Source organism: Paenibacillus sp. 11B (genome assembly GCF_030487755.1).
Lineage (GTDB): Bacteria > Bacillota > Bacilli > Paenibacillales > Paenibacillaceae > Paenibacillus > Paenibacillus vandeheii.
Window position 1 is genome coordinate 249595 of record NZ_JAUKNS010000005.1, and the last position, 24796, is coordinate 274390.

Below are 24796 nucleotides of genomic sequence, written 5' to 3' on the forward strand. Positions count from 1 at the left end.
CAACAGTCTATAACATGGACAAGCAATACTCCTGTAAGCAACGGATTATTGAAATTATCCAAGCTTTCAATGATTTACTCATTACACATTTACTCCACTGTTCAGTCACCCAATCCATTCTTAAGATGCGGTTTCCATGCTCGCATCTTGTTTTTTCATTTTCCCTGTTGACTCTCACGTAACGTGACGCTGTACAATCGGTGGTGTAAGGAGGTTTTAATCATGGCCATGAAAGTAAAAGAAGTAGCCGAACTTGTCGGGATCAGTGTGCGCACACTGCATCATTATGATGAGATCGGACTGTTAATACCGGACGAAGTGACTTCTGCCGGGTATCGACTGTACTCAGATGCCAATCTGGAAATGCTGCAGCAGATTTTATTTTTCAAAGAACTCGATTTCTCCCTGAAAGATATCAAGAAAATTATAAACAATCCCTCTTTCGATCAGGAGGAAGCCCTAAATATGCATCGCCGTATTCTACTGGAGAAGCGCCAGCGGTTGGACCAAATGATTGCCACCATTGATAAATCAGTTCAACACGTGAGAGGAGAAATTAAAATGACAGCCAAGGAACAATTCGAAGGGTTTAATTTCAGTCATAATCCGTATGAGCAGGAAGCGCGGGAACGTTGGGGAGACCAAGCCGTAGATCAGGCTAATCAAAAATTACAGAACCAGCCTCCTGAGAAGCAAAAAGCCCTATCCGATCAAATGAACTCAATCTACACCCGACTGGCAGCAATTCGTCACATTGACCCCACATCTGCCGAAGCTCAAGCCGGTATCTCGGAATGGTACACCTATCTGAACAACATGGGTAATTATTCACCTGAAGCTTTCAAAGGGCTAGGGCAGATGTACGTGGAAGACGAACGCTTTACACGCAATATTGATCAATTCGGCGAAGGCTTGGCTGTATTTATGCGGGATGCCATGAATGCCTTTGCTGATCGAAACAGCTAATCAGGCAATAAGCTGTAGTTCCATTTTGCCTCATCCGATGTCCACCACAATTAGGTATTCATGTCCTTACTTGGACGATTAGAACGTTAGAAGATCACTTGGATCTACCTCTTGCTGAGTTCATTCAAAAAGGGACGTACGCCATTGGCCTACGTCCCCTTTTTCGTATCTCAGCCGCAATGTGAACGGGCTTTAAAACCATTCACTCTGAGTACTTTTTTTTCTTGCAACAATAACTGTATTCCACAGAATTTCTGCGTCTTCCAGTCGAATCAGTTAAGCTCTTGGAGCGTGATCAGATGACGATGCATCCGATGCCAGACTGGTCTTTACCATCCGTCCTGGAATCTGCCATGCCGATACGATCGCCAGTACGATGAATAACAGATCAACCGGCTCGCTGAAATAATCCGTAAAGGTTTCCACAAATGCACTTACCATCTCACCATCGAACACCAGATCCATCACGCTCGCATCGCTGAACAACTCGGATGTAAAATACACCACCGTCAGATATTTCCCAAGCAAAATACCGATAAGTGCAAATATAACTGCGATGACTTTATGTACCGTCGCGATCCGTTTGTTTGAGAATAATACAACCGCATAGCCTGTTAGCGCCCCAATGACAATAGCAATGAGCCCAAGCTCTCTTTCTGTCATAGCAGCGATCACTGCCCAGACAATACCCCCTACAACTGCTGCCAATAAACCACCAACGATTGGCATGCCGATCTTGATCCCTTGTTTCTCTTCCACGTTGACTTTCCCTCCTGAGTCATGCTTATGCTTATTTTCCAGAATTCACCTTTCCTATGAAACCACAAAACCTGCTTTTATTCAACAAATTTCTATGCTTAGGTAAGCAGATTATTGATTTTTAGAACAGGCACATTTGCCTATGATTCACATAATATGCTGTAAAAAGAGGTATGGAAGGAGCAACTCCCTTGTACAGTTATCCTTATTATCGGAATGACAGCATGATCATAGCTCAGGTTACGAAAGCCATAAACGGAGAATCCTCAGCTATTGCCTGTTATACTAAACTTGCCGAATTGGCACCAACTACAGAAGAAAAAATGCGTATTCTGGAGATACGCCAGGATGAAATGAAGCATCTTCAATATTTTATTAGTATTTATGTATCCTTGACGGGAGTTCAGCCCACTGTCCAAATCTCCCAGGATTGTCCATCCGAATACATCGCGGGAATTCACTATGCCTTCAAAGATGAGCAACAGACCGTCGAATTTTATTCTGATGCTGCAGATCAGGCCACTGACCCGCATATTAAAGAAACATTTAGACGGGCTGCCACAGACGAGCAAAGGCATGCCGTATGGTTCCTGTACTATCTGACAAAGCATAAACCAAGCTCTACTGTAAAATAAAAACACATCCCCTCCTATTGGCATGGGAGGGGATGTGTTTTTATAATGATTTCTTATTTAGATTTTTTTAGACGGCATAATGACAGCAGCAATCTGTGCCAAAATGGCATCCACCGATGCTGGGTCATTCACGTCATACTCATCGATGTTCAAACGCAATACCGGACAAGCCGTAAATTGATTAATCCATACCGAATAGCGCTCATGCATATGCTCCCAGTAGGAACGATCCGTCTGGATCTCCATTTCTCGTCCACGTTCCGTAATTCGATTCAGGATGGATGGCAGACTACCCTCCAGGTAGATCAGTACATCCGGATGAGGGAAATATGGTGTCATCACCATCGCTTCAAACAAACTACTGTATGTCTCGAAATCCGTAGCCGACATTGTACCCTGATCCGCATGCATTTGCGCAAAGATGCCGGTATCCTCATAAATGGAACGATCCTGTACAAATCCGCCGCCCAGTTCAAAGATTTTCTTCTGTTCCTTGAAACGCTCTGCCAGGAAGTAAATCTGCAAATGGAAGCTCCAACGTTCAAAGTCATGATAGAACTTCTCCAGATATGGATTGTGGTCGACTTGCTCAAGAGAGGTCTTGAAATTTAAACGCTCTGCCAGAGCTGCAGTTAGTGTGGATTTGCCCACCCCTACAGTACCTGCTACCGTGATTAATGCATTCGTGGGAATGCCATAGTTGTTCATGTGATATACTCCTTTACCTGATTAACAATCTGTTTGAAATGTTCGGGATGTTCTACAAAATCGAGCTGTTCCGCATTCACCTTAATGATAATCGGCGGATTCGGGCTGTTAGCCAGGTAGGCCATACCTGTTTTGTAATCTGCGATCAACTGTTCCATATACGCCGGGTCCATATCCTGCTCAAAAGACCGTCCACGTTTGTTGATGCGTTGCATCAATGTATCGAGTTCAGCTTCAATATATAGCACCAGATTGGGTTTCGGCAGATCATCCGTTAAGAGATGATAAATTTGACGGTATTTGTCCCGTTTTGTTCCTTTTAGGGTACGATCGGCAAAAATCATATTTTTATAGATATGGTAGTCCGAAATAACGGGAGTGTTCTGTTTAATATAGTGAGCGCCCGTGTCTTCCAGTTGCTTGAATCGGTTGCACAGAAAAAACATTTCAAGCTGGAAGCTCCACTCATCTATATCCTGATAGAAGGAAGCCAGAAAGGGATTCTCTTCTACAATTTCTTTGACCAGCGGAAGATTCAATTCCTGGGAAAGCATTGTTGCCAACGTTGTTTTCCCGGCTCCAATGGGACCTTCCACTGCAATAAACGGTGCGGATTTCATCGTGTTCCAGTTCCTCCTCGTACTCATGCGTGTTTCCGTTTCTTTATAGACCTCACCTATTGTATCACAGCTTCGATGATGGGAAGGCCAGTATTTTATGTATAAAATGAGTTTTATCTCTACGGACTAAGATAAATAAGACATTATAATAATCCCTAAAATTCATAATAAAAGAAAAAGACACGATCGCTTATATACGATCGTGTCTTTCGATTGCTTGGCGGCGTCCTACTCTCCCAGGACCCTGCGGTCCAAGTACCATCGGCGCTAGAGGGCTTAACGGTCGTGTTCGGGATGGGTACGTGTGGAACCCCTCCGCCATCGCCACCAAACGCATAGCTTAGCCTTACCTTCAGAGATTATTCTCTGAAAACTAGATCCGAAACGAAATTCGCGATGTATCACCTGCATATCTTGGATAAGCCCTCGACCGATTAGTACTGGTCAGCTCCATGCATTGCTGCACTTCCACCCCCAGCCTATCTACCTCGTCGTCTTCAAGGGGTCTTACATACTGGGAAATCTCATCTTGAGGGGGGCTTCACGCTTAGATGCTTTCAGCGCTTATCCCTTCCGTACATAGCTACCCAGCGGTGCTCCTGGCGGAACAACTGGTACACCAGCGGTACGTCCATCCCGGTCCTCTCGTACTAAGGACAGCTCCTCTCAAATTTCCTACGCCCACGACAGATAGGGACCGAACTGTCTCACGACGTTCTGAACCCAGCTCGCGTACCGCTTTAATGGGCGAACAGCCCAACCCTTGGGACCTACTTCAGCCCCAGGATGCGATGAGCCGACATCGAGGTGCCAAACCTCCCCGTCGATGTGGACTCTTGGGGGAGATAAGCCTGTTATCCCCAGGGTAGCTTTTATCCGTTGAGCGATGGCCCTTCCATGCGGTACCACCGGATCACTAAGCCCGACTTTCGTCCCTGCTCGACTTGTAGGTCTCGCAGTCAAGCTCCCTTATGCCTTTGCACTCTTCGAATGATTTCCAACCATTCTGAGGGAACCTTTGGGCGCCTCCGTTACTCTTTAGGAGGCGACCGCCCCAGTCAAACTGCCCACCTGACACTGTCCCCGCACCGGATTACGGTACCAGGTTAGAACCTAGATACGATCAGGGTGGTATCCCAACGGTGCCTCCACGCAAGCTGGCGCTCACGTTTCAAAGGCTCCCACCTATCCTGTACAGATCGTACCCAAATTCAATATCAAGCTGCAGTAAAGCTCCATGGGGTCTTTCCGTCTTGTCGCGGGTAACCTGCATCTTCACAGGTATTAAAATTTCACCGGATCTCTCGTTGAGACAGCGCCCAAGTCGTTACGCCATTCGTGCGGGTCAGAATTTACCTGACAAGGAATTTCGCTACCTTAGGACCGTTATAGTTACGGCCGCCGTTTACTGGGGCTTCGGTTCACAGCTTCGGATTGCTCCTAACCGCTCCCCTTAACCTTCCAGCACCGGGCAGGCGTCAGCCCGTATACTTCGCCTTACGGCTTCGCACAGACCTGTGTTTTTGCTAAACAGTCGCTTGGGCCTTTTCACTGCGGCCCCCTCGTGCTATTCACACTACCGGGGCACCCCTTCTCCCGAAGTTACGGGGTCATTTTGCCGAGTTCCTTAACGAGAGTTCTTCCGCGCGCCTTAGAATTCTCTTCTCGCCTACCTGTGTCGGTTTGCGGTACGGGCACCATCACCTGGCTAGAGGCTTTTCTTGGCAGTGTGAGATCATGACCTTCGCTACTCTAATTTTCGCTCCCCATCACAGTCCAGCCTTACGATGTGCGGATTTGCCTACACATCAGCCTCACTGCTTAGACGGACATCCATCAGTCCGCGTCACTACCCTGCTGCGTCCCCCCATTGCTCATAACGGCTTACGGTGGTACAGGAATTTCGACCTGTTGTCCTTCGACTACGCCTTTCGGCCTCGCCTTAGGTCCCGACTTACCCTGAGCGGACGAGCCTTCCTCAGGAACCCTTAGGCTTTCGGCGGATCAGATTCTCACTGATCTTTTCGTTACTCATACCGGCATTCTCACTTGTATAATGTCCAGCGCTCCTTACGGTACACCTTCAACCCTTATACAACGCTCCCCTACCCCTGATGCAAAGCATCAAGCCATAGCTTCGGTGGTGTGTTTAGCCCCGTTACATTTTCGGCGCAGAGTCACTCGACCAGTGAGCTATTACGCACTCTTTCAATGGTGGCTGCTTCTAAGCCAACATCCTGGTTGTCTGTGCAACTCCACATCCTTTCCCACTTAACACACACTTGGGGACCTTAGCTGATGGTCTGGGCTGTTTCCCTTTTGACAATGGATCTTAGCACTCACTGTCTGACTCCCGGAAGTAAGTCTATGGCATTCGGAGTTTGACTGAGCTTGGTAACCCTTGCGGGCCCCGCACCCAATCAGTGCTCTACCTCCACGACTCTGTTTTCCGAGGCTAGCCCTAAAGCTATTTCGGGGAGAACCAGCTATCTCCGAGTTCGATTGGAATTTCTCCGCTACCCCCACCTCATCCCCGCATTTTTCAACATGCGTGGGTTCGGGCCTCCAGTGCGTGTTACCGCACCTTCACCCTGGACAGGGGTAGATCACCCGGTTTCGGGTCTACGTCCACGTACTAAGTCGCCCTATTCAGACTCGCTTTCGCTGCGGCTCCGGCTCTTCACCTTAACCTTGCACGGGAACGTAACTCGCCGGTTCATTCTACAAAAGGCACGCCATCACCCCTAAAACGGGCTCTGACTTTTTGTAAGCACACGGTTTCAGGTTCTATTTCACTCCCCTTCCGGGGTGCTTTTCACCTTTCCCTCACGGTACTGCTTCACTATCGGTCGCTAGGAAGTATTTAGCCTTGGCAGATGGTCCTGCCGGATTCATACGGGGTTTCACGTGCCCCGCACTACTCGGGATCCGTCTCGGAGGGAACCAACTTTCAACTACAGGGCTTTTACCTTCTTTGGCGGGCCTTTCCAGACCTCTTCACTTAACCGGTTCCTTTGTAACTCCATGTGAGACGTCCCACAACCCCAGAGAGCAAGCTCTCTGGTTTGGGCTTCTCCGCGTTCGCTCGCCGCTACTGACGGAATCACTATTGTTTTCTCTTCCTCAAGGTACTTAGATGTTTCAGTTCCCTTGGTATGCCTCTGCACAACCTATGTATTCAGTTGTGAGTAACTGGAAATTACCCCAGCTGGGTTTCCCCATTCGGACACCCCCGGATCAAAGCTTGCTTACAGCTCCCCGAGGCAGTTTCGTTGTTCGCCACGTCCTTCATCGGCTCCTAGCGCCTAGGCATCCTCCGTGTGCTCTTAGTAGCTTAACCAACTCGCTCGTGTTCGAGCTGTCGCTCCGCTTGTTTTGGACTGCGTCCAAAGCCAAAAGTCGCTCCATTTCGATCACTCGCTCATGCAGTTTTCACTATTTATTGAAACTTGTTTTAACACAAGTTCAGCTTAAAAAGGAATGTTCTAAATCGCAAAATTTCGTTTCGATATCTAGTTTTCAAAGAACAAGCTCCATGCAAAAGCAAGCTGTTTGAGAGTTTGAGCTCTCAAAACTGAGCAACGAGTGAGTAAGTTTTGCAGCTAAGCTGCGTATTTGAATGTTTCCACGCGGGAAACGATTCTCCATAGAAAGGAGGTGATCCAGCCGCACCTTCCGATACGGCTACCTTGTTACGACTTCACCCCAATCATCTATCCCACCTTCGGCGGCTGGCTCCTTGCGGTTACCCCACCGACTTCGGGTGTTATAAACTCTCGTGGTGTGACGGGCGGTGTGTACAAGACCCGGGAACGTATTCACCGCGGCATGCTGATCCGCGATTACTAGCAATTCCGACTTCATGCAGGCGAGTTGCAGCCTGCAATCCGAACTGAGACCGGCTTTTTAGGATTCGTTCCACCTCGCGGTTTCACTGCCCGTTGTACCGGCCATTGTAGTACGTGTGTAGCCCAGGTCATAAGGGGCATGATGATTTGACGTCATCCCCACCTTCCTCCGGTTTGTCACCGGCAGTCACCTTAGAGTGCCCACCCGAAGTGCTGGCAACTAAGATCAAGGGTTGCGCTCGTTGCGGGACTTAACCCAACATCTCACGACACGAGCTGACGACAACCATGCACCACCTGTCTCCTCTGTCCCGAAGGAAAGGTACATCTCTGTACCGGTCAGAGGGATGTCAAGACCTGGTAAGGTTCTTCGCGTTGCTTCGAATTAAACCACATACTCCACTGCTTGTGCGGGTCCCCGTCAATTCCTTTGAGTTTCAGTCTTGCGACCGTACTCCCCAGGCGGAGTGCTTAATGTGTTAACTTCGGCACCAAGGGTATCGAAACCCCTAACACCTAGCACTCATCGTTTACGGCGTGGACTACCAGGGTATCTAATCCTGTTTGCTCCCCACGCTTTCGCGCCTCAGCGTCAGTTACAGCCCAGAGAGTCGCCTTCGCCACTGGTGTTCCTCCACATATCTACGCATTTCACCGCTACACGTGGAATTCCACTCTCCTCTTCTGCACTCAAGTCACCCAGTTTCCAGTGCGATCCGGGGTTGAGCCCCGGGATTAAACACCAGACTTAAATGACCGCCTGCGCGCGCTTTACGCCCAATAATTCCGGACAACGCTTGCCCCCTACGTATTACCGCGGCTGCTGGCACGTAGTTAGCCGGGGCTTTCTTCTCAGGTACCGTCACCTTGAGAGCAGTTACTCTCCCAAGCGTTCTTCCCTGGCAACAGAGCTTTACGATCCGAAAACCTTCATCACTCACGCGGCATTGCTCCGTCAGGCTTTCGCCCATTGCGGAAGATTCCCTACTGCTGCCTCCCGTAGGAGTCTGGGCCGTGTCTCAGTCCCAGTGTGGCCGATCACCCTCTCAGGTCGGCTACGCATCGTCGCCTTGGTGAGCCGTTACCCCACCAACTAGCTAATGCGCCGCAGGCCCATCCCCAAGTGACAGATTGCTCCGTCTTTCCAGTTTTCTTCAGGAGAAGAAAACAACTATTCGGTATTAGCTACCGTTTCCGGTAGTTGTCCCAAGCTTGAGGGCAGGTTGCCTACGTGTTACTCACCCGTCCGCCGCTAAGTATCAAGGAAGCAAGCTTCCTATCAACTCCGCTCGACTTGCATGTATTAGGCATGCCGCCAGCGTTCGTCCTGAGCCAGGATCAAACTCTCCAATAAAGTATTGAAAAGAGCGATAAGCTCATTTTGAAACTGACGAGATTAAAAATCTCATTTATTTTGCTTCAAAATCATACAGTCCGAAGACGTGTACCGATTTCTCAGCGTCGATCTTGCAAGCAAGATCGTTACTCACTCGTTGTTCAGTTTTCAAAGATCAAACTTGTTTCCGTCGCTGTCGTTGTTCTCTTCAGCAACTCTTATATATTATCACGTCCGAACCAACTTTGCAAGCATCTTTTTTTAAGTTTCTTTCGAAACTTATTTTTCATTCGCTTGCCGCACCGTGTTTCTTGTGTTTTCTTGGCCGGATTAATAATATATCATGTTCTATTATTAATTACAACCTATTTTATAAATTATTTTATATCACTACAATGACTCTTGATTAAATGTATTCCAGTGATTAATCCGCTAACGGAATTTTTGGATACTCACTATGACTACTGGCTTCTAAGAAACAACCTATAGTGAATGTAATCCCAACGCCTAAGGTTTAAAGGATAGTTTAACTCAGAGGAGCGTAAATACTTTCCTTCATTAATGTAACTACTTATTAAGTTAGCTTCATCTATATACTGCTGTCTTTCATTATAGCAACAGAATAATGTTCAGTGATTTTGCTGATTCACCAAAATCTCGCCTCGAGTCATTTTTGCGTAATAATGTATTTCATATATGCGCATATCTTTATTTCAATATAAATCCCTCTTACCTCTATGTATATATATGTTAGGCAACAATTCACTCATCAAAACGAACTCGCCTTAATACTTCTTGCAATCCATTTTCTCAATCTTTAAGGAAATGGCCGTAAAGAACTTGCGCATTTTTCATTTATGAACACAATAGTGAAATAAACGAGAAACATTCTGAAAAACCTTGGTTCTAAAGCATCATTTTCATTCCAAACGCTAACATTAAACTAAATCTATTACGATATATCACATGGATACAAAGCACCATACGCAAAGCGAATACGCATCCAGAATGGTCTCAATTAGAAAAAGGAGTGAAAGATATTGTTAGATAAGATACGGTGGAGTACCCTTCCTTTCTTTGTTAAAAATCTCGTTATTTCATTCGGTAGCATAACGCTAATCGGCGTTATTTTAATCACAGCCGGATATCAGTTTCAAAAAAGCATTTTGATTCAACAGTTATATGATCAGGCTGCGGTAACAACGCAGAAATGGTCCACTGATCTGGATTCAATCAAGGTTCTTGAAGCAGTAAATGAGAAAAATTATTCCGGACCTGCCCAAAAGGTACTTCGAGACTATCTGGATTCAATCCACGAGCTCTATCCCAACATTGCCCAGGCTTACATTTTCGGGACGGAACTGGAAAAGGGAAATGAGACCTCCATTATCGCGATTCCAACCAGCCTGGTAGATTCCTTCGAAGAAGGCAATATGACAGCAGGTACAATGTATCCCTTATCCTCTCAAATTGTTGCAGCTCTTGAGGATATGAAAGTAGACAGCCAACCCGGATTTAGTAGTTTTTATACCGATGATTACGGTACCTGGACAACCATCATGTATCCCATCAAGAATGCTGAAGGTACGATCTATGCCGCAATTTATTTTGATGTTGATGCAAGCGCAGTTCCAAAAGGACTTCATAAACTGATTACATATAGCAGCATATTCCTGGTAGCCTTCCTGATTCTGTTTATGGTACTACAATATATTCTGTTAAAGAAAACACTCAAGCCAATCCGTGACCTCATGGAGGGTATTGAGGCTGCGAGCTCTGGTAATCTGGATGTAACCATCCAAACCGGACGAGATGATCTAGGAGTTATTAATCAAAAATTCAATACGATGATTCAGCGATTCAATGACACGATGTTCAAAGTGCAAACGACATCCTATCACCTTTCTGATTCATCCAAGAAATTATTAGACATTTCCGAAAAAAATAATGATAACATCCAGATGATCAGCAGTAATATCCGGGATATCTCACTGGGCCTTCGTTCTCAGGATCAAGCCAGCGTGGAAAGTGCCCGAGCGATGACAGAGATGTCTACCGTTGTGCAGACGATTGCCAGCAGTTCTGCAGATGTAGCGGATGAGGCATTAAGCATGGAACAACGTTCTAATTCAGGCCATGAGATTATGCAACAAGTTATTGAGCAGATGAGACTGATCTCCGGTGCGGTGAAACATACGTCGGAATCTATACAATCTTTGGAAAGCCGCTCCAACGAAATTAGCAGCATCGTAAATATGATTACACAGATTGCGGAACAGACTAATTTGCTCGCCCTGAATGCTTCCATTGAGGCAGCTCGTGTTGGTGAGGAAGGAAAAGGTTTCGCGGTTGTCGCAGGGGAAGTACGCAAGCTCGCTGAACAGTCCCAGGACTCAGCCAAACAGATCCGTACCTTGATTGACGAAATTCAGCGCGATATCCTCCAATCCGCCGAAGCTATGGAGCTTGGCTCCCAAGAAGTAGAGAAGGGGTCTCATGTCACCCTGGAGACGGGCCAATTCTTTGAGGATATTCTGACAGCTACGAACAAAGTCGCCAACCAAATTCAGGATATCTCCAGCTCTACCGAAGAAATATCTGCCAGCACACAGGAAATGTCCGCAACTGCGGATGAATTGTCTGCCAGTGTAAGCAAAGCAGCACATAGCAGCAAACAGATTGAGCAATCTATTGCGGAACAGGAAGCATCCATGGCTTCCATTGTCTCGGCCTCGGATGAACTCTCCGCTGTATCGGGCCAATTACAGGAACTGATCTCATTCTTCAAAGTAAAAGCAAACTGAATCAATTTTTATTAGTCATCACCCCTACGGATTCAAGCCAAATTCAACCAGTGCGCCAATTAAATGTTGGAACTGCCGTTTGAGTTTGGCTTTTCTATATTTAAAAAAGCAATTCGTGAAGGACTTCGCCTACTACACAGATCAACAACACAGATCTCCCCCGTTAGGAACGCTATCTTCCTCTCCATCTATCTGCTTCAATTACTCTCGTATTCCTTTGACAGTATGGACTTTGGTTTGTTATGTAACCTCATACAGCGCCAGCTTCCTTCAGATTCCACCTCACGGTGGAAACACTTCCCTTCAGCTAATGGCTACTACTGCCTTCAATTCTGGAATTCAACCCTAAAGATAGCACTTATGATGGGCGCACATAAAAAGAGATCTGTCCTTTTGTAGGTCAGATCTCTTTGCCATGAACGCCTTTGGCTTCTCCAAGTGCCACTTACTCGGACTTGTCATTTGAAGTTTCGGTGTCGTCCTTCTTCTTCGTGCCTTTACTTTTATAAGGCTTCGGGGCACTTTTTGCCCGATTGGCTGCGGCCTGCCAGCGATTCCAGCCTTTTTTTCCAGTACCACGGCCTGTGCCGCCTTTACCTTTTACTTTACTCATGTTATCACCCCAATAATCAGTCAGGTCTCTTTATTCTATTCGATCAGACCTTTTTTAACCAGAAAATCATGAGCGACATCATCTTCTTTTAGTCCTTCTACGTCAACTTGTGCATTTAACTCCTGCATTTCAGTCTCCGTAATCTGGCCCTTGAGCAAATTCAGTACCTCTTCCAACTCGGGATATTGATCCAATGTGTCCTGCCGAATGACTGGTCCACCGTCATATGGAGGGAAAAACTCCTTATCATCCTCAAGGATAACAAGATCATGTACTTTAATCTGTGCATCCGTAGCATAAGCATTGGTTACATCCGTTTCTCCCTTTTCAATCGCCCGATACATGATACCGTGATCCATTCCTTTAGACTCTTTGAAATTCATACCATAAAGCTTCTGAATTCCAGGATATCCGTCCTCCCGATCGAGGAATTCGAATTCTACACCAAGCACCATATCATCCGATACTTTAGCCAGATCGCTCAGCGTTTTAAGTTTATACTTATCCGCCGTTTCCTTGGTTACCGCAAGTGTATACGTATTATTTATACCAAATGGTTCCAAAAAAGCAAGACCTTCCGGCTTGATAAGCTCTCTCGCTCTGGCTAAAGACTCCTCCGATGTTCCCGTTTCCTCCTGATAATAGTTGGCTACAATAGTCCCGGTGTAGTCAGGATACAGTTGAACTTCATCATTTTTCAATGCATTCCATACAACATTTGATCCGCCCAGATTTACCGTCCGTTTCACTTTAATATCTGTTTTCGCTTCAATTAGATCTGCCATCATATGCGCAATAATTACATTTTCCGTGAAATTTTTCGAGCTTACAGTAATCTGTTTATCGCTCGCTGCTCCACTTTCCCCACTCTTACCCCCACCGCATGCAGCAAGAATAATACCAACAGAAGCAAGTAACGCGAAAATAAGTCCAGTTTTTTTCATATTATTTATAAATACCTCCAGATTATTCGAATCTTGATATACGTGACTAACTATAGCCGGAATTCGCAAAGCTGTAACGGAGATTCCAAGCTCAAACTTTCAGCCCTTTAGGTGTCGTCACCTTTTCCAACAGTCCGAGTAAATAATCAATAACCAAAGCCAAAATCGCAGCCGGAATGGCCCCCATTAGAATCAGAGCATCAATATTACGTTGAATGCCGAGGAAAATAAACTCGCCAAGCCCGCCTGCACCGATAAATGCTGCAAGAGTGGCAGTTCCTACATTAATAACGGCTGCTGTTCGAATACCCGCCATAATGACACTCATCGCTAGTGGCAATTGAACCTTGAACAGAATCTGTCCACCCTTCATGCCCATTCCTCTTGCCGCTTCAACAACCGATTTATCTACATCAGCGATGCCTGCATACGTATTACGGATGATTGGTAATAGTGAATATAAGAACAGAGCAGCTACCGCTGTTTTGATGCCTATCCCAAACAGAGGAATCATAAAACCGAGCATCGCAAGACTTGGAATCGTCTGCAAAATGCCAGCCGTTCCCAGTGTGATTCCTTTCAGTCCTTGAATACGAGATATCAAGATCCCCAAGGCAATACCGACGATAATAGCCAATAACATTGAAATGAAGACTAACTGGATATGGACACCCAGCGATTGTAAAAGTTCTTCTCCACGACTGTTAAACTGCTGCTTCATTTGTTCCCACAATGAACGATCTCTCATGATGTTTCCTCCTCATCTCCCACCCATTTTGCGGCAAAGGCAGTTAACAGGCTGCTACGGGTGACAATGCCGACGATTTTACCTTCCACTGTCGTTACAGGGATAACACCATGCGCTGTTTGCGTAATTAACGCCAGTGCATCTCTCGCAGTCGCAGTATCTTCTAGTACTACAGGAGGCCAAGTCATAATTTCTTCAATCGTACGGATGCCCTCCATCTTGGCGGCGAGGTCATAGGCAGATACAATCCCAAGCAGTTTGTCAGATTCATTGCTAACAAGTAGAGTGTCGGTCTTTCGTTGTCTCATGAATGCAAGTGCTTTTCCTGGTGTACGATCAGGATAAGAGGTAGTGGGATTATCGCGCATAACATCCGTAATTGAAATGTATTCGGGATTCTGATAAATTCGATTTTTGCCGATAAACCCTTCAACGAATTCATTGGCTGGCTGACTTAGTATCTGTTCAGGTGAATCCAATTGCACTAATTCGCCGTCTTTCAAAATCGCGATTTTATCACCTAATTTGAGCGCCTCTTCCATGTCATGTGTGACAAAAACAATCGTTTTTTTCACTTCTTTTTGAAGCCTCAGTAGCTCATCTTGCAACTGTTCGCGTGTTATCGGGTCCAGTGCACCAAAGGGCTCATCCATCAGTACAATTTCCGGATCTCCCGCCAATGCCCGGGCTACCCCAACACGCTGCTGCTGTCCACCGGATAACTGTTTGGGGTATCTTTTGGCAAAAACAGTGGGATCCAATCCTACCAAGCGGAGCATCTCCAGCACTCTTTCTTTCTTTTTCCCTGCTTCCCAACCTTTGAGTTGCGGAATAAGTCCAACGTTATCTTCAATCGTATAGTGAGGAAATAATCCTACTTGCTGGATGACATAACCGATGTTTTTACGAAGTGTATCGGGGTTTTCCTGCGATATATCTTTACCGTGGATGTAGATTTTCCCTGAAGTATTGGGAATCAGACGATTAATCATTTTCATGGTTGTTGTTTTGCCACATCCACTAGGTCCAATTAATACAAGAATTTCGCCAGCATCTACCTCAAAATCAATATCTTTCACCGCATGATATCCGTTACTGTATTTTTTAGAAACATGTTCAAATTTTAGCATAAATAACCCCCGTATTTTTTCTGTGTATCTAAAAACTATAACAGACCACATTTAAACTGACAACCCATATCACAAAATAGAGTTGTAAGTTGATCCTTTAATAAATGAATACTGGGCACTCTACTCGACTTTGCTCTGTCTTCAATTTCCCTTGTAATCCGCTTCATATGCAACTGCTTCATTCAGGGCATCTATCGTCAAGTCATCGTCTAAGCTGGACGCACACCAAAAAAGCAGGTGGAATCTCTATAGATTCCACCTGCTTTTCGACTGTAATTACCTGCACGGAGCCGATAATTGCTTATTCTATTAATGATCAACACATGCCTTGTTTTATCGAGCGGAAAAGTTATAGCTTTTCAGAGTCCAGTGGAATCTGGTCTTCTATCTGATTAATAAACTGCTCCGTTCTAGTATACATCCCTTCGTTCCCAACAGCGATCACGATATCCCCTTCACGCAAAATAACATGGGGGCCAGGAGATATGGTAACCTCAGTCCCTCTCCGCAATGCAATAATGGTTGCACCCGTATGCTGCCAAAACTGCAAGTTCCCTATAGATCTGCCAATGACGTGTGATTGTTCACCAATTGTGATTTCGACTGGATGATATGGCTTTAGATTTTTAAGACGATCAGACGCTTCAATAATTTGAGTAAGTAATGTTTCAAATTTGCGATCTGACTCTTTTCTCTCCAATAACAATTGTTGCAAATCATGCTTCAGGGAATATGTGGATTTCAAATAATTATTACGTGTAATATACTCAAGCGCGTTCTGATCCGAGAGTACGATGATCTCTTTGCCCTGGGATACAGAGACAATATTCTCATCTTTCAATAACCCTATGGCTTTGCGGATCGTCTCTGGCGACACATGATACTGGCCGGCTAGCAGTGAACGTCCGGAAAGTTTGCTTTGTTTGGGAAATTCCCCACTAACAATTCGCTGAGCAATATCAAGCGCTATTGATTTATAACTGGCTTTCTCTTGCAAGTGAGATTCTCTCCTTCGCGTTAATTAACAACCCTATCAGGCAAAAATGGAGGTAATCCCCCCACGCCATCAGTATAGCTCATCGCCTTTGTAAAATAAATTAGGTTCCGAGAGAACTCCATAACACGTTATGGGGGATCATGCCAAGAAGGTACTTATCTCATCACATTGACCTTACTATCAGTTTCCCCTCCTCTTAATACCCGCAGAGATAACAGGAAACAGATCGCCAGAACGGCAGCTGCCGAAACATAAGGGTAGTTAATATTCACATCAAATAATGCTCCCGCTACAATTGGACCTGCGATATTGCCCAAACTTGTATAGGCTGAGTTCAATCCAGCTACAAAGCCCTGCTGTTCTTCCGCCAGTTTGGACATCTGCGTGCTGATTGCCGGACGCAAAATATCCATGCCCAGGAAGACGATGAATGTAACGACCAGAATCATCCAGTATGTGTTTACAAACAGGGTTAACAATACAAATACCGCTACAAAGAGCAAGCAGACCGAGATTACTTTTTTCTCACCAAATCGGTTTAACAACCAGCCAATCAATGAGACCTGTACCACGGCTCCCGCAATGGAACCAAACGTTATAATGAAGGCAATATCCTTGGTCGTGAAACCAAATTTGTGATCCACAAACAGAGAAAAGACCGTCTCATAGTTAGCCAAGCCAAACGCCATAACAAATACGATGACCAAACTGAAAAAGTAGGGCTCACGGTACGAACGAAACAGCTGGGAAACCATGCCCGGACCTTTGACCTTCGCTGCACCCGCGACAGGTTTGGTCTGTTCTCCAGTAATTCTGGTTGATTCCGGCAAAATAATCAGCGTAATGATGGATGCCAGCAAACCCGCAATACCTGCAGCATAGAAAGGAATCCGAATACCAAAGTCCGCGATATATCCGCCGATCCCCGGACCGATGATAAATCCTGTAGTAATTGCGGCATTTATTAATCCCATACCTCTACCGCGTTCTTCCTCTGTTGTAATATCTGCAGTGTACGCCATAACCGCCGGGAAGATCATCGCTGCGCCGATCCCGCCAAGCATCCGTGCCGCGAAGAGCAGCGACGGTGCATTCACAGCACCAAACATAAACTCGGATACAGCAAAGATTAACATGCCGCCAACGATAATTTTTTTACGTCCCAAGATGTCTGACCAACGGCCCGCAATGGGAGAAAACAGAAACTGGGTAAAGGAGAATGCCGCTACCAGCAAACCAACCGTGAACCCGGTGATATGCAGTAGATCCATGTACGCAGGCATAATAGGCACAACAAGACCTATACCTGTAAAAACGAGAAAAATATTAAACATTAACAGCAGCAATGCGCCCCTGTTCCGTGTAAGTAATGCCATGATTCCATCCTCCGTAGTTGTCAAAATGTTACCTTAATCTTTATCTTTTGCAATTCCATACAAGTATACGCTAGCCGCCTGGCGGTATAAGGCAAGAGCCTGTTCTGGCTCCATGCCGCGCGACAGCTGACTGAGACCAATAATGGTGCTTTCAAGAATGAGCGCTAGATGGTCTACGTTGTCTGCTTTAAATTCCCCGCTCTCAATTCCCTGTTCCACCAATTGTTTGTTAAATTGAATATGCCGCTCAAACATTAAAGCTATTCGTTCTTCAATATCATTTTCTTTCTTCTCACCGGTAAAAAATTCATCTGCCGCCTTCGTCAGTGGGTGATTCATGTCATCAAGGATTAATTGTTCTGCCAAGCCGTAAATCTTCTCCGTAGAAGTATGATACAGATGTTCCTTGGCTGCCCAATTCTCCTCCCACTCCCGATCCCATTCATCAATCAGGTAGAGAAACAGACCTTCCTTACTTTTAAAGTGGTAATATATATTGCCTTTACTGCTGCCCGTCGCAGCCACAATATCTTCAATGGACGTTGCTTTATAGCCTTTTTGCACAAAAAGGGCTCTTGAGGCATCCGCAAGTTTCTTCTTGGTCTGCTCGGTTTGTAGTTGCTTTTTATTCATACTCATACATTTCACTCCACCTCTTGCATACTGAACGTTCGTTCTGTATTTTAACAGATGAATCGAACATAAGCAATCAAAAAGGAGAGCCGGCCAATTGGCCAACTCCCTTCCTACACTTTATTTCATCTTTTTGCCCTGACCATGCAATATTTTCAGCTGGCCATTCTCATATCCGACCTGATACGTAACTTTGTATTTCGTTGTTACATACTCGCCATCTCTACGCTCATCTGCTGTAATGACCGCCGTCACTTCCATCTCTTTATTTCCGTTGGTTGTAGAGGAAATATCACCGATAGTTACATAGCTCGTATTGATATACCCTTCGCGAAACTTCGCATACGTTGTCCCGCTCTGCCATTCGCTGCCGAGCAATGCATAGGCGGTGACATAATCGCTCAGATTCAGGCTCGTATAAAAGTCCGTCACCAGTGCCTCTGCTTCCAATGCTGCTGAGGTTGATCCCGAATGCGTATCCCCTGCCGTCTTAACTGCTGCTGTTCCAGAAGGATTTTTGGACCAGTTCTGCACCTGCTTGAGCACACTGGTCATAGGGATGCTGAATCCAATTCCACCCTCCTGCTCCACCACAGCTGAATTGATCCCAAGTACTTCGCCAGTCTCCGCACTAATCAGTGGTCCACCACTGTTACCATGGGTTATAGGAGCTGATATCTGATAAAGATTGCTATAAATATAAGGTGCTATTTCAAAGCTACGGCCTACACCACTAATAATCCCTGTAGTTACGGTGTTCTCTAGCCCGAGCGGACTGCCCAGCGCCAGGATCTCATCTCCAGTCTCGGCTTTGGATTTGGCAATGGATAGTGGTTTGACCTTTTTCAGATCCGGCACCCTGACAACTGCCACGTCTGTCTCTTCCCCTATGCCAATGACCGTTCCCTTAAATTCCTCATGATTGAGGGTACGGACGGTCACTTCTTTTGAGCCTTCCACCACATGTGCATTGGTTACGATATCCCCCTGATCATTGTAAAGAAAGCCAGAGCCCAATCCACTGCTGCTCTCGATCGTAACCACTTTCTTCTGGCTCTCTTCAATAATCTGTTTGCGCGTCTTCTTCACAGGTTGCTTGGAAGCAGTTGTCGCTGCCGCGTTTTCCGTTTCCTTCGCTGCGACAACTGCCAATCTGGGCCCATCCTGCAACTGATCCGTTGAATGCTGATGTATCCAGAACACGCCTCCTGCTCCAGCACCAATTATCATGGCACAGGATATGATCGTACTCCATGTTCGTTTGGTCATTCCAACTTGTCCTCCTATTCCAGATACCACGTTGCATTCACAACAGAGACTTCCGCTTCCTGATACACACCATAATAATAGGTTTCAAAGAACCCTTCTTCCCCCACATCCAACCAGCTTGGATACACATCCACATAAGTCTGGCCCAGAAAGCTACCGTCTGTACCATAAATGTCGACCATGATAGTGACGGAGGAGATCGGCCGGGTCGCATTGTTTACCATTGAACCGCTGATATAAAGGTCACCGTACATATCGAGCGCTGCGTCAACGCTCACTAAGCTTACTGCTGCTGTTCGATTCTTCAGATCTTCTTCCGCAGCCTGCTGCTCCGCCAGTTGGATCCGTTCCGCTTCCGCTTTTTCAAACGCCTTTTTTTCACTGAGCACCCTCTCACGATACGCAGTGAGTTTTTCATTTTCCGGCGCATAGGACAACCCTTGATCCACAGTTTGTAAAGCTGCTGTGAAATCCTTTTTCTTCACTTGTTGTTCAGCTTGCTTATAGCTAAGGCCAGCCATCTTGTCGATAATTTGTTTCTGAACCGCCTCAGCTTCTTTGCCCTTCAAATTCGATACGGTATCCAGCTTCTCGGCAAGTGCCTCTACCGTCGTCAAACTATCGATTTCCTTCTTCACCTTCAGTACGGCCAGTGTGACCTTTCTATTGTTTAATGTCGCACGTACTTTGGAAAATACTGGTTCTTCCCGCTCGTTCAGCACTTTGGTTACAGCCTGTATGGTCTTGTCTCCTGCGGAGAGTTTCCCTGTCTTCAAACTTGTGGCCGCCTCATTTAACTGATTCATCAGATTGAACGCCTTCGCCGTAATTTGGCGATCCTGTACAAGTGCATTATAGTTCGGCCGTTTCGCTAAAGCGGTGTCCAGCAACTGAAGTGCTTCTTTGTACTTACCTTCCAGGGCTGCTTGTTCCGCCTGTTGATGCAGCGATTTCACCTCTGAATTAATACCTGTCTCCTGCTTGTAATAGTACGTCAGCAAAGCCCCCATCACCGCTGCCAGAAGCAGTGGAATAATCCAGCTAAATGCGCGACCTTGGTTGCTCTGCTTCGGTGCAGACTGATGCTGCCTGGATAATTGATTGACTGCTTTTCCCGCTCCACTCTCCAAACCGACCGCTGTTTCTGCCCAAATCTGTTCTTCTGTAGAGCCTGAGTCTTTTAATTTCGTTCTACACTTTCTACATGTGCTGTCCCCTGGACTGCTTTTGGTCCCACATACGTGACAATACACCCTGATCCCTCCATCAAAAAGAACGTATGTATACTATGCTTTTATTACATGAATCGACACTTATCATATAGCAAAAAGGTAAATTGCACCATATATTTGTGGTGTATAATGGAAGTATTCCAACTGTGAGGTGAAACGGATGTTATGTCGTATCGTTCGAAGTAATTAGTCGTCGGGCTGGGTCAAAACGCGTACCAGCTATCAGGGGATACGTCTGCCCTTTTGAGCCTGTTCGACATCTAATCGTAGCGATTTCGCACAACATCTGCCTAGAATGAAGAACTCACATTGGAGGAAACCTATAATGAAGAAAAAAATGGATTATACTTCTTTTTACGAACGCATAGGCCGAATGAATGGCTGGGATTTTAACTCTTTGAACGTGACTTCAGAGGGCATTGGATGGGACTTCTATGAGGAAGCTGTTCGCCGCACTCGTTCATCCGATCTATTGCTTGATATTGGCACAGGTGGAGGAGAAGCTGTTCTTTCCATCGCGCATGCCGCACTGTTATTGGTTGGAATCGACCTTTCCCATGGCATGATTGAAACTGCACAGCGTAATCTCAAGGCATCTGGTTCCGGCTTCTCGAATGTCCGTTTTATTCATATGAATGCAGAGCAACTGACATTTCCAGATCAATTCTTTAATGTGGTATCCTCCAGACACTGCGACTTCTGCGCTACAGAAGTATACAGAGTATTGGGAGATGGGGGTATATTCCTTACTCAGCAAGTCAGTGAAAACGATAAATGTAACATCTCAGAGGTCTTTGGCCGTGGACAGTCACTGGGCGTTCAGCCAGACACATTGATGGAACGATACAAACATGAACTTGGCGAAGCAGGTTTTCAACATATTCAAGTTCGGGAATATAATGCAACAGAGTATTACGCCACATCTGATGATCTGCTATTCCTTCTGACCCATGCACCGATCATTCCCGGTTTTGGTGAGAGGGAATCCGATTTGGAGTGTTTCCAACAGTTCGTCGAGCAAAATCGCTGCGATAAAGGGATTCGAACGAACTCGGCACGTTTTATGCTGACTGCCCAGAAATAAATCTATAACATAAAGGCAAAAATAAGAGCCCATCCACCATTTTGGTAACATGAATGGTGGATGGGCTTTTCAAATACTATTTTAGATCATCGTATATAGTACCAAATTACTGCGTTACTCCCTTTTTCTCCAGGAACGGCTTTAATTTATCCAACACATGATGACTGCCACCTCGTCCGTTCACTTGTTCAATAACCGCGGCTATAAGGAAGGAAGGTGAATCCGTATCAAACACCACGACAAAACCGTTCTCCTGGCCTTTCTCTCCCTTTTTGGCCTTCAACTCGGCAGTCCCTGTCTTCGCGGCCAACCCTTCAGGAAGTGAGTCCAAGGAATGGGCCGTTCCTCCCGATCGGGTTACGACTTGGCCCAAGGCATCCTTCACCGTATTTGCGACTTCAGGCGTAATTACAACTTCCGGTTTGGCGGTTTCCTTTTCCTCGATCAGTACAGGCTTCACCATTTTCCCTTCATTAATAAAAGGGGTGAAGGACGACGCCAGATGAATCGGCGACATCAACATTTCTCCCTGTCCATAGGATGTGTCAGCGAGCAACACCTCGGATGACAGATCCAGATGAGCCTCGTTCGCATACTGGCTTGGTTTCAAATACAGTTCATCCAGTCCAAAGTTATCTCCAAAACCGAACTTCTGGATACCCTCTATAAACTTGGCGCTGCCCATCTCAACAGCTTCCTTCGCAAAATAAATATTGTCCGAGTAGACCAGCGCATCAACCATGTTCACCGGGGTTACACTTTTCACACGCTTCACATAGTAACCGCCCCAGCTCTCATCCTTGCGCCATTGCAAACCAGAGATATCATGCGATTTGTCCGCTGTGGTAACCTTCTCCATCAGCCCGGCAGCTGCCGTAATGGCTTTGAAGGTTGAGCCAGGTGCATAGCGATTCGTAAACCTATTGATAAAAGGAAGCTTCTCATCTGCTGAATATGCATCCCACTCTGCCTGTGTCAGTCCCGTAACCATCTTGTTTGGATTATAGGAAGGCGCACTGACCAGTGCCAGCAGATTACCGTCCGTTGGATTCATCATCACCATCGCTCCGGCTTCACCACCACTGGATAGTGTTTTATACAACTTACTCTGTTGCTCGGAGCTGATCGTCAGTTGAATATTCTGTCCATCCACTGCATCCTTGCGGATAAGCTCTAAGCGAGTGTTTCCAGAATCATCGGTGATCTCGATCAGGCCACCTCGTTCGCCGCGAAGCTGTTTCTCCAGTGATTGCTCCAGTCCGGCTTTGCCAATCCAATCTTCCGCACGATAATAACCTTCCTTATCTTTCTCCAGATCCTCCTTGGTGGCCTTGCGAACATAGCCGATCAGATGAGCCGCAGACTCTCCAAGCGGATAATACCGTATTTCCTTGGATTGAACTTGCACACCAGCCAGTGCTGCAGGCACCCTGGAGTCCTCTGTTGAAGCAATGGGAACAAAATATTCCGGCTTCACCCATTTCTGTGCAAGTGCAGTGTTAATGATATCTGCTGTTACTTTGTAATGCTCCGCAATTCGGGCGATCATCGTCTCCGGATTTTCTCCCAGCTTCTCAGGAATGATGCCCCATTCATATATATTTCCCTTTGTTGCTAGGGGCAGCCCTTCACGATCAACAATGTCTCCACGTTCCGGGAAAAGTGTTCTGACCCGAACTTTGCTCCCCTTGACCATGTCGGTCAGAATCATGGATGGCTTCCAGTTGATCCGCCAGACTTTCGCTCCGTCCTCAAGCTCTTCACGTACCAGTTTCAATGTATGCGTCTCATTCACTTCCCCCAGGAAGGTCGTTAGCTGCAGGCTGTAGTCCACCTCATAGACATCCGGGTTTTGATTTTTATTTCCACTATTCGTCCCATTCTTGTTCTCTTTATCACCGTTATCCTTGCCTTGCTGTGAGTTGCTGTCCGTTGTCTCTTCGGTTACTTTCGGTATCAATGCTGCCTTTACCGCAGAAACCTCCATACCCGAATAAATCGCGTTGTATTTTTCCACAAATTGCTCACGGTTCATGCCAGACTCATTCAATGAAGCAGGCGTCATCAAGGGATACAGTTGATCGAATTCTTTCTTTTGCAAATGCGTTATGTATTGATCAACGGTTGCCTGGGGTTTCACTTCCTCTGTTTTGCTATTCTGCATGTATAAGTACATTCCGATTCCACCAGCAAATAAGATGGGAAGCAGTCCATAAATAATTTTACGTTTCGATTTCATGATCATATCACCTCTAATATACACTATAGATTTCCAGCCTCAATTAAACAATGGAACAAATCTGACGAATTTATCATTAAAAATAGCCGAAAGCTCACATAATATGTTTAAATAAGGATAGTGAGATTACAGTAAAGGAGCCCGATGATGGAAATCAGCTATTTTTTACTCCCCAAAGCCGAAGTGGCCTATATCAAGTCTTCAGCTTCCATGAAAGATGCGATCGAGCAGCTTGAATTGCAACATTATACCGCCATTCCCGTGATTGACCAGGATGGAAAATATGTTGCCACCCTGTCCGAAGGCGATTTGTTATGGAAAATGCGGAGCACCCCCGGACTGACATTTGAAACGATGGATCAGGTTCAGGTGCACGAGATCGACAACCGTGTATATAATGAATGTGTCTTTATTAAGGCCGAAATGGAGGATATGCTGACGCTGGCAGCAGATCAAAACTTTGTGCCTGTGGTGGATGTGGACCGTGTCTTCCTCGGTATTATCCGTCGCAAGGATATTATTGAGTATTATACGCGTAACATCTCTGACTAAGTTTGAATTGAATATATGCCTTTTGCAGATCAGATTGGCAAAAGACTGAAACAGAAATGACGAGTCCTTGGGGGCAATGACATTAAGTGTAACTTAACTTAATGACGTTGATCCTTGGGCTCGTCATTTTTGTGTTTTTAAATCCGTTTAGGACCTAATTTCATCTTTGCGAAAAAAACGAATAAACATATTGCGTAAAATTCGACAAATAACTACAATAATTATTATGATACGACAAAATTACCCATCGAAAATTGAATCGATGGCTCTATATTTACTGAGGTCCTATCTTTTTTTTCAGAA

At 45.8% G+C, this 24796-nt stretch carries 18 protein-coding genes and 3 rRNA genes; 5 read left to right on the forward strand and 16 right to left on the reverse strand.

Features of this window, described 5'->3' with window-relative positions; all coding sequences use genetic code 11:
- Nucleotides 1–222 precede the first annotated feature (222 nt).
- Entirely contained in the window at nucleotides 223–966 is a 744-nt protein-coding gene (locus tag Q0V21_RS23225; protein ID WP_301880807.1) for a MerR family transcriptional regulator, read from the forward strand.
- Between the two features lie 276 nt (nucleotides 967–1242).
- Here the strand turns inward: Q0V21_RS23225 and Q0V21_RS23230 are convergent, their stop codons facing one another.
- The gene (locus tag Q0V21_RS23230; RefSeq protein ID WP_301880808.1) at nucleotides 1243–1725 is read right to left on the reverse strand and encodes a hypothetical protein; all 483 of its coding nucleotides are present in this window, start codon (nucleotides 1723–1725) and stop codon (nucleotides 1243–1245) included.
- 191 nt (nucleotides 1726–1916) lie between these two features.
- On the opposite strand from Q0V21_RS23230, the gene Q0V21_RS23235 reads away from it, so the two are divergent.
- Nucleotides 1917–2360, forward strand: a complete 444-nt coding sequence (locus Q0V21_RS23235) for a ferritin-like domain-containing protein (RefSeq protein WP_079350406.1) — start codon at nucleotides 1917–1919, stop codon at nucleotides 2358–2360.
- Nucleotides 2361–2417: 57 nt separating this feature from the next.
- On the opposite strand, the gene Q0V21_RS23240 is transcribed toward Q0V21_RS23235, so the two are convergent.
- From Q0V21_RS23240 to Q0V21_RS23260, 5 genes are all read right to left on the reverse strand, one after another.
- On the reverse strand, nucleotides 2418–3068 hold the full coding sequence (locus Q0V21_RS23240; RefSeq protein ID WP_079350407.1) for a deoxynucleoside kinase: 651 nt from the start codon (nucleotides 3066–3068) through the stop codon (nucleotides 2418–2420).
- Entirely contained in the window at nucleotides 3065–3688 is a 624-nt protein-coding gene (locus tag Q0V21_RS23245; protein ID WP_079350408.1) for a deoxynucleoside kinase, read from the reverse strand. The genes Q0V21_RS23240 and Q0V21_RS23245 overlap by 4 nt, the downstream gene beginning before the upstream one ends.
- 215 nt (nucleotides 3689–3903) lie before the next feature.
- Nucleotides 3904–4020: ribosomal RNA gene (rrf, locus tag Q0V21_RS23250) — 5S ribosomal RNA — on the reverse strand.
- Between the two features lie 82 nt (nucleotides 4021–4102).
- Nucleotides 4103–7028: ribosomal RNA gene (locus Q0V21_RS23255) — 23S ribosomal RNA — on the reverse strand.
- A gap of 310 nt (nucleotides 7029–7338) precedes the next feature.
- Nucleotides 7339–8890 (reverse strand): 16S ribosomal RNA (locus tag Q0V21_RS23260).
- Together the 16S, 23S and 5S rRNA genes form the textbook arrangement of a ribosomal RNA operon.
- A 1022-nt stretch (nucleotides 8891–9912) precedes the next feature.
- Here Q0V21_RS23260 and Q0V21_RS23265 point away from each other — a divergent pair.
- Complete coding sequence (locus Q0V21_RS23265; protein WP_301880809.1) at nucleotides 9913–11676, forward strand: methyl-accepting chemotaxis protein; 1764 nt, start codon at nucleotides 9913–9915, stop codon at nucleotides 11674–11676.
- A 445-nt stretch (nucleotides 11677–12121) separates the two neighbouring features.
- On the opposite strand, the gene Q0V21_RS23270 is transcribed toward Q0V21_RS23265, so the two are convergent.
- The 9 genes from Q0V21_RS23270 to Q0V21_RS23310 form a co-directional block, all read right to left on the reverse strand.
- Nucleotides 12122–12289 carry a DUF3934 family protein gene (locus Q0V21_RS23270; RefSeq protein WP_079350412.1) on the reverse strand — a complete coding sequence of 56 codons (168 nt, stop codon included), beginning with the start codon at nucleotides 12287–12289 and terminating at the stop codon, nucleotides 12122–12124.
- Nucleotides 12290–12324: 35 nt separating this feature from the next.
- The gene (locus tag Q0V21_RS23275) at nucleotides 12325–13233 is read right to left on the reverse strand and encodes a glycine betaine ABC transporter substrate-binding protein (protein ID WP_301880810.1); all 909 of its coding nucleotides are present in this window, start codon (nucleotides 13231–13233) and stop codon (nucleotides 12325–12327) included.
- 91 nt (nucleotides 13234–13324) lie between these two features.
- Nucleotides 13325–13981 (reverse strand): ABC transporter permease, encoded by a 657-nt coding sequence (locus tag Q0V21_RS23280; RefSeq protein WP_301880811.1) that lies wholly within the window; start codon nucleotides 13979–13981, stop codon nucleotides 13325–13327.
- On the reverse strand, nucleotides 13978–15111 hold the full coding sequence (locus tag Q0V21_RS23285) for a betaine/proline/choline family ABC transporter ATP-binding protein (RefSeq protein WP_301880812.1): 1134 nt from the start codon (nucleotides 15109–15111) through the stop codon (nucleotides 13978–13980). Before Q0V21_RS23285 ends, Q0V21_RS23280 begins: the two co-directional genes overlap by 4 nt.
- 349 nt (nucleotides 15112–15460) lie before the next feature.
- Nucleotides 15461–16108 carry a TrkA C-terminal domain-containing protein gene (locus tag Q0V21_RS23290; protein WP_301880813.1) on the reverse strand — a complete coding sequence of 216 codons (648 nt, stop codon included), beginning with the start codon at nucleotides 16106–16108 and terminating at the stop codon, nucleotides 15461–15463.
- Between the two features lie 155 nt (nucleotides 16109–16263).
- Entirely contained in the window at nucleotides 16264–17484 is a 1221-nt protein-coding gene (locus Q0V21_RS23295) for an MFS transporter (RefSeq protein WP_301880814.1), read from the reverse strand.
- 33 nt (nucleotides 17485–17517) lie between these two features.
- On the reverse strand, nucleotides 17518–18117 hold the full coding sequence (locus tag Q0V21_RS23300) for a TetR/AcrR family transcriptional regulator (RefSeq protein WP_301880909.1): 600 nt from the start codon (nucleotides 18115–18117) through the stop codon (nucleotides 17518–17520).
- Between the two features lie 120 nt (nucleotides 18118–18237).
- On the reverse strand, nucleotides 18238–19386 hold the full coding sequence (locus Q0V21_RS23305; protein WP_301880815.1) for a S1C family serine protease: 1149 nt from the start codon (nucleotides 19384–19386) through the stop codon (nucleotides 18238–18240).
- A 14-nt stretch (nucleotides 19387–19400) separates the two neighbouring features.
- Complete coding sequence (locus Q0V21_RS23310; protein WP_301880816.1) at nucleotides 19401–20639, reverse strand: FxLYD domain-containing protein; 1239 nt, start codon at nucleotides 20637–20639, stop codon at nucleotides 19401–19403.
- 304 nt (nucleotides 20640–20943) lie between these two features.
- Here Q0V21_RS23310 and Q0V21_RS23315 point away from each other — a divergent pair, with 304 nt between their 5' ends.
- Complete coding sequence (locus tag Q0V21_RS23315; protein WP_301880817.1) at nucleotides 20944–21702, forward strand: class I SAM-dependent methyltransferase; 759 nt, start codon at nucleotides 20944–20946, stop codon at nucleotides 21700–21702.
- Nucleotides 21703–21808: 106 nt separating this feature from the next.
- Here Q0V21_RS23315 and Q0V21_RS23320 read toward each other — a convergent pair whose 3' ends face one another.
- A complete protein-coding gene (locus tag Q0V21_RS23320; RefSeq protein WP_301880818.1) occupies nucleotides 21809–23941 on the reverse strand; it encodes a penicillin-binding transpeptidase domain-containing protein in 2133 nt (710 codons plus the stop codon).
- Nucleotides 23942–24088: 147 nt separating this feature from the next.
- On the opposite strand from Q0V21_RS23320, the gene Q0V21_RS23325 reads away from it, so the two are divergent.
- A complete protein-coding gene (locus tag Q0V21_RS23325) occupies nucleotides 24089–24493 on the forward strand; it encodes a CBS domain-containing protein (RefSeq protein ID WP_024631266.1) in 405 nt (134 codons plus the stop codon).
- Nucleotides 24494–24796: the final 303 nt, after the last annotated feature.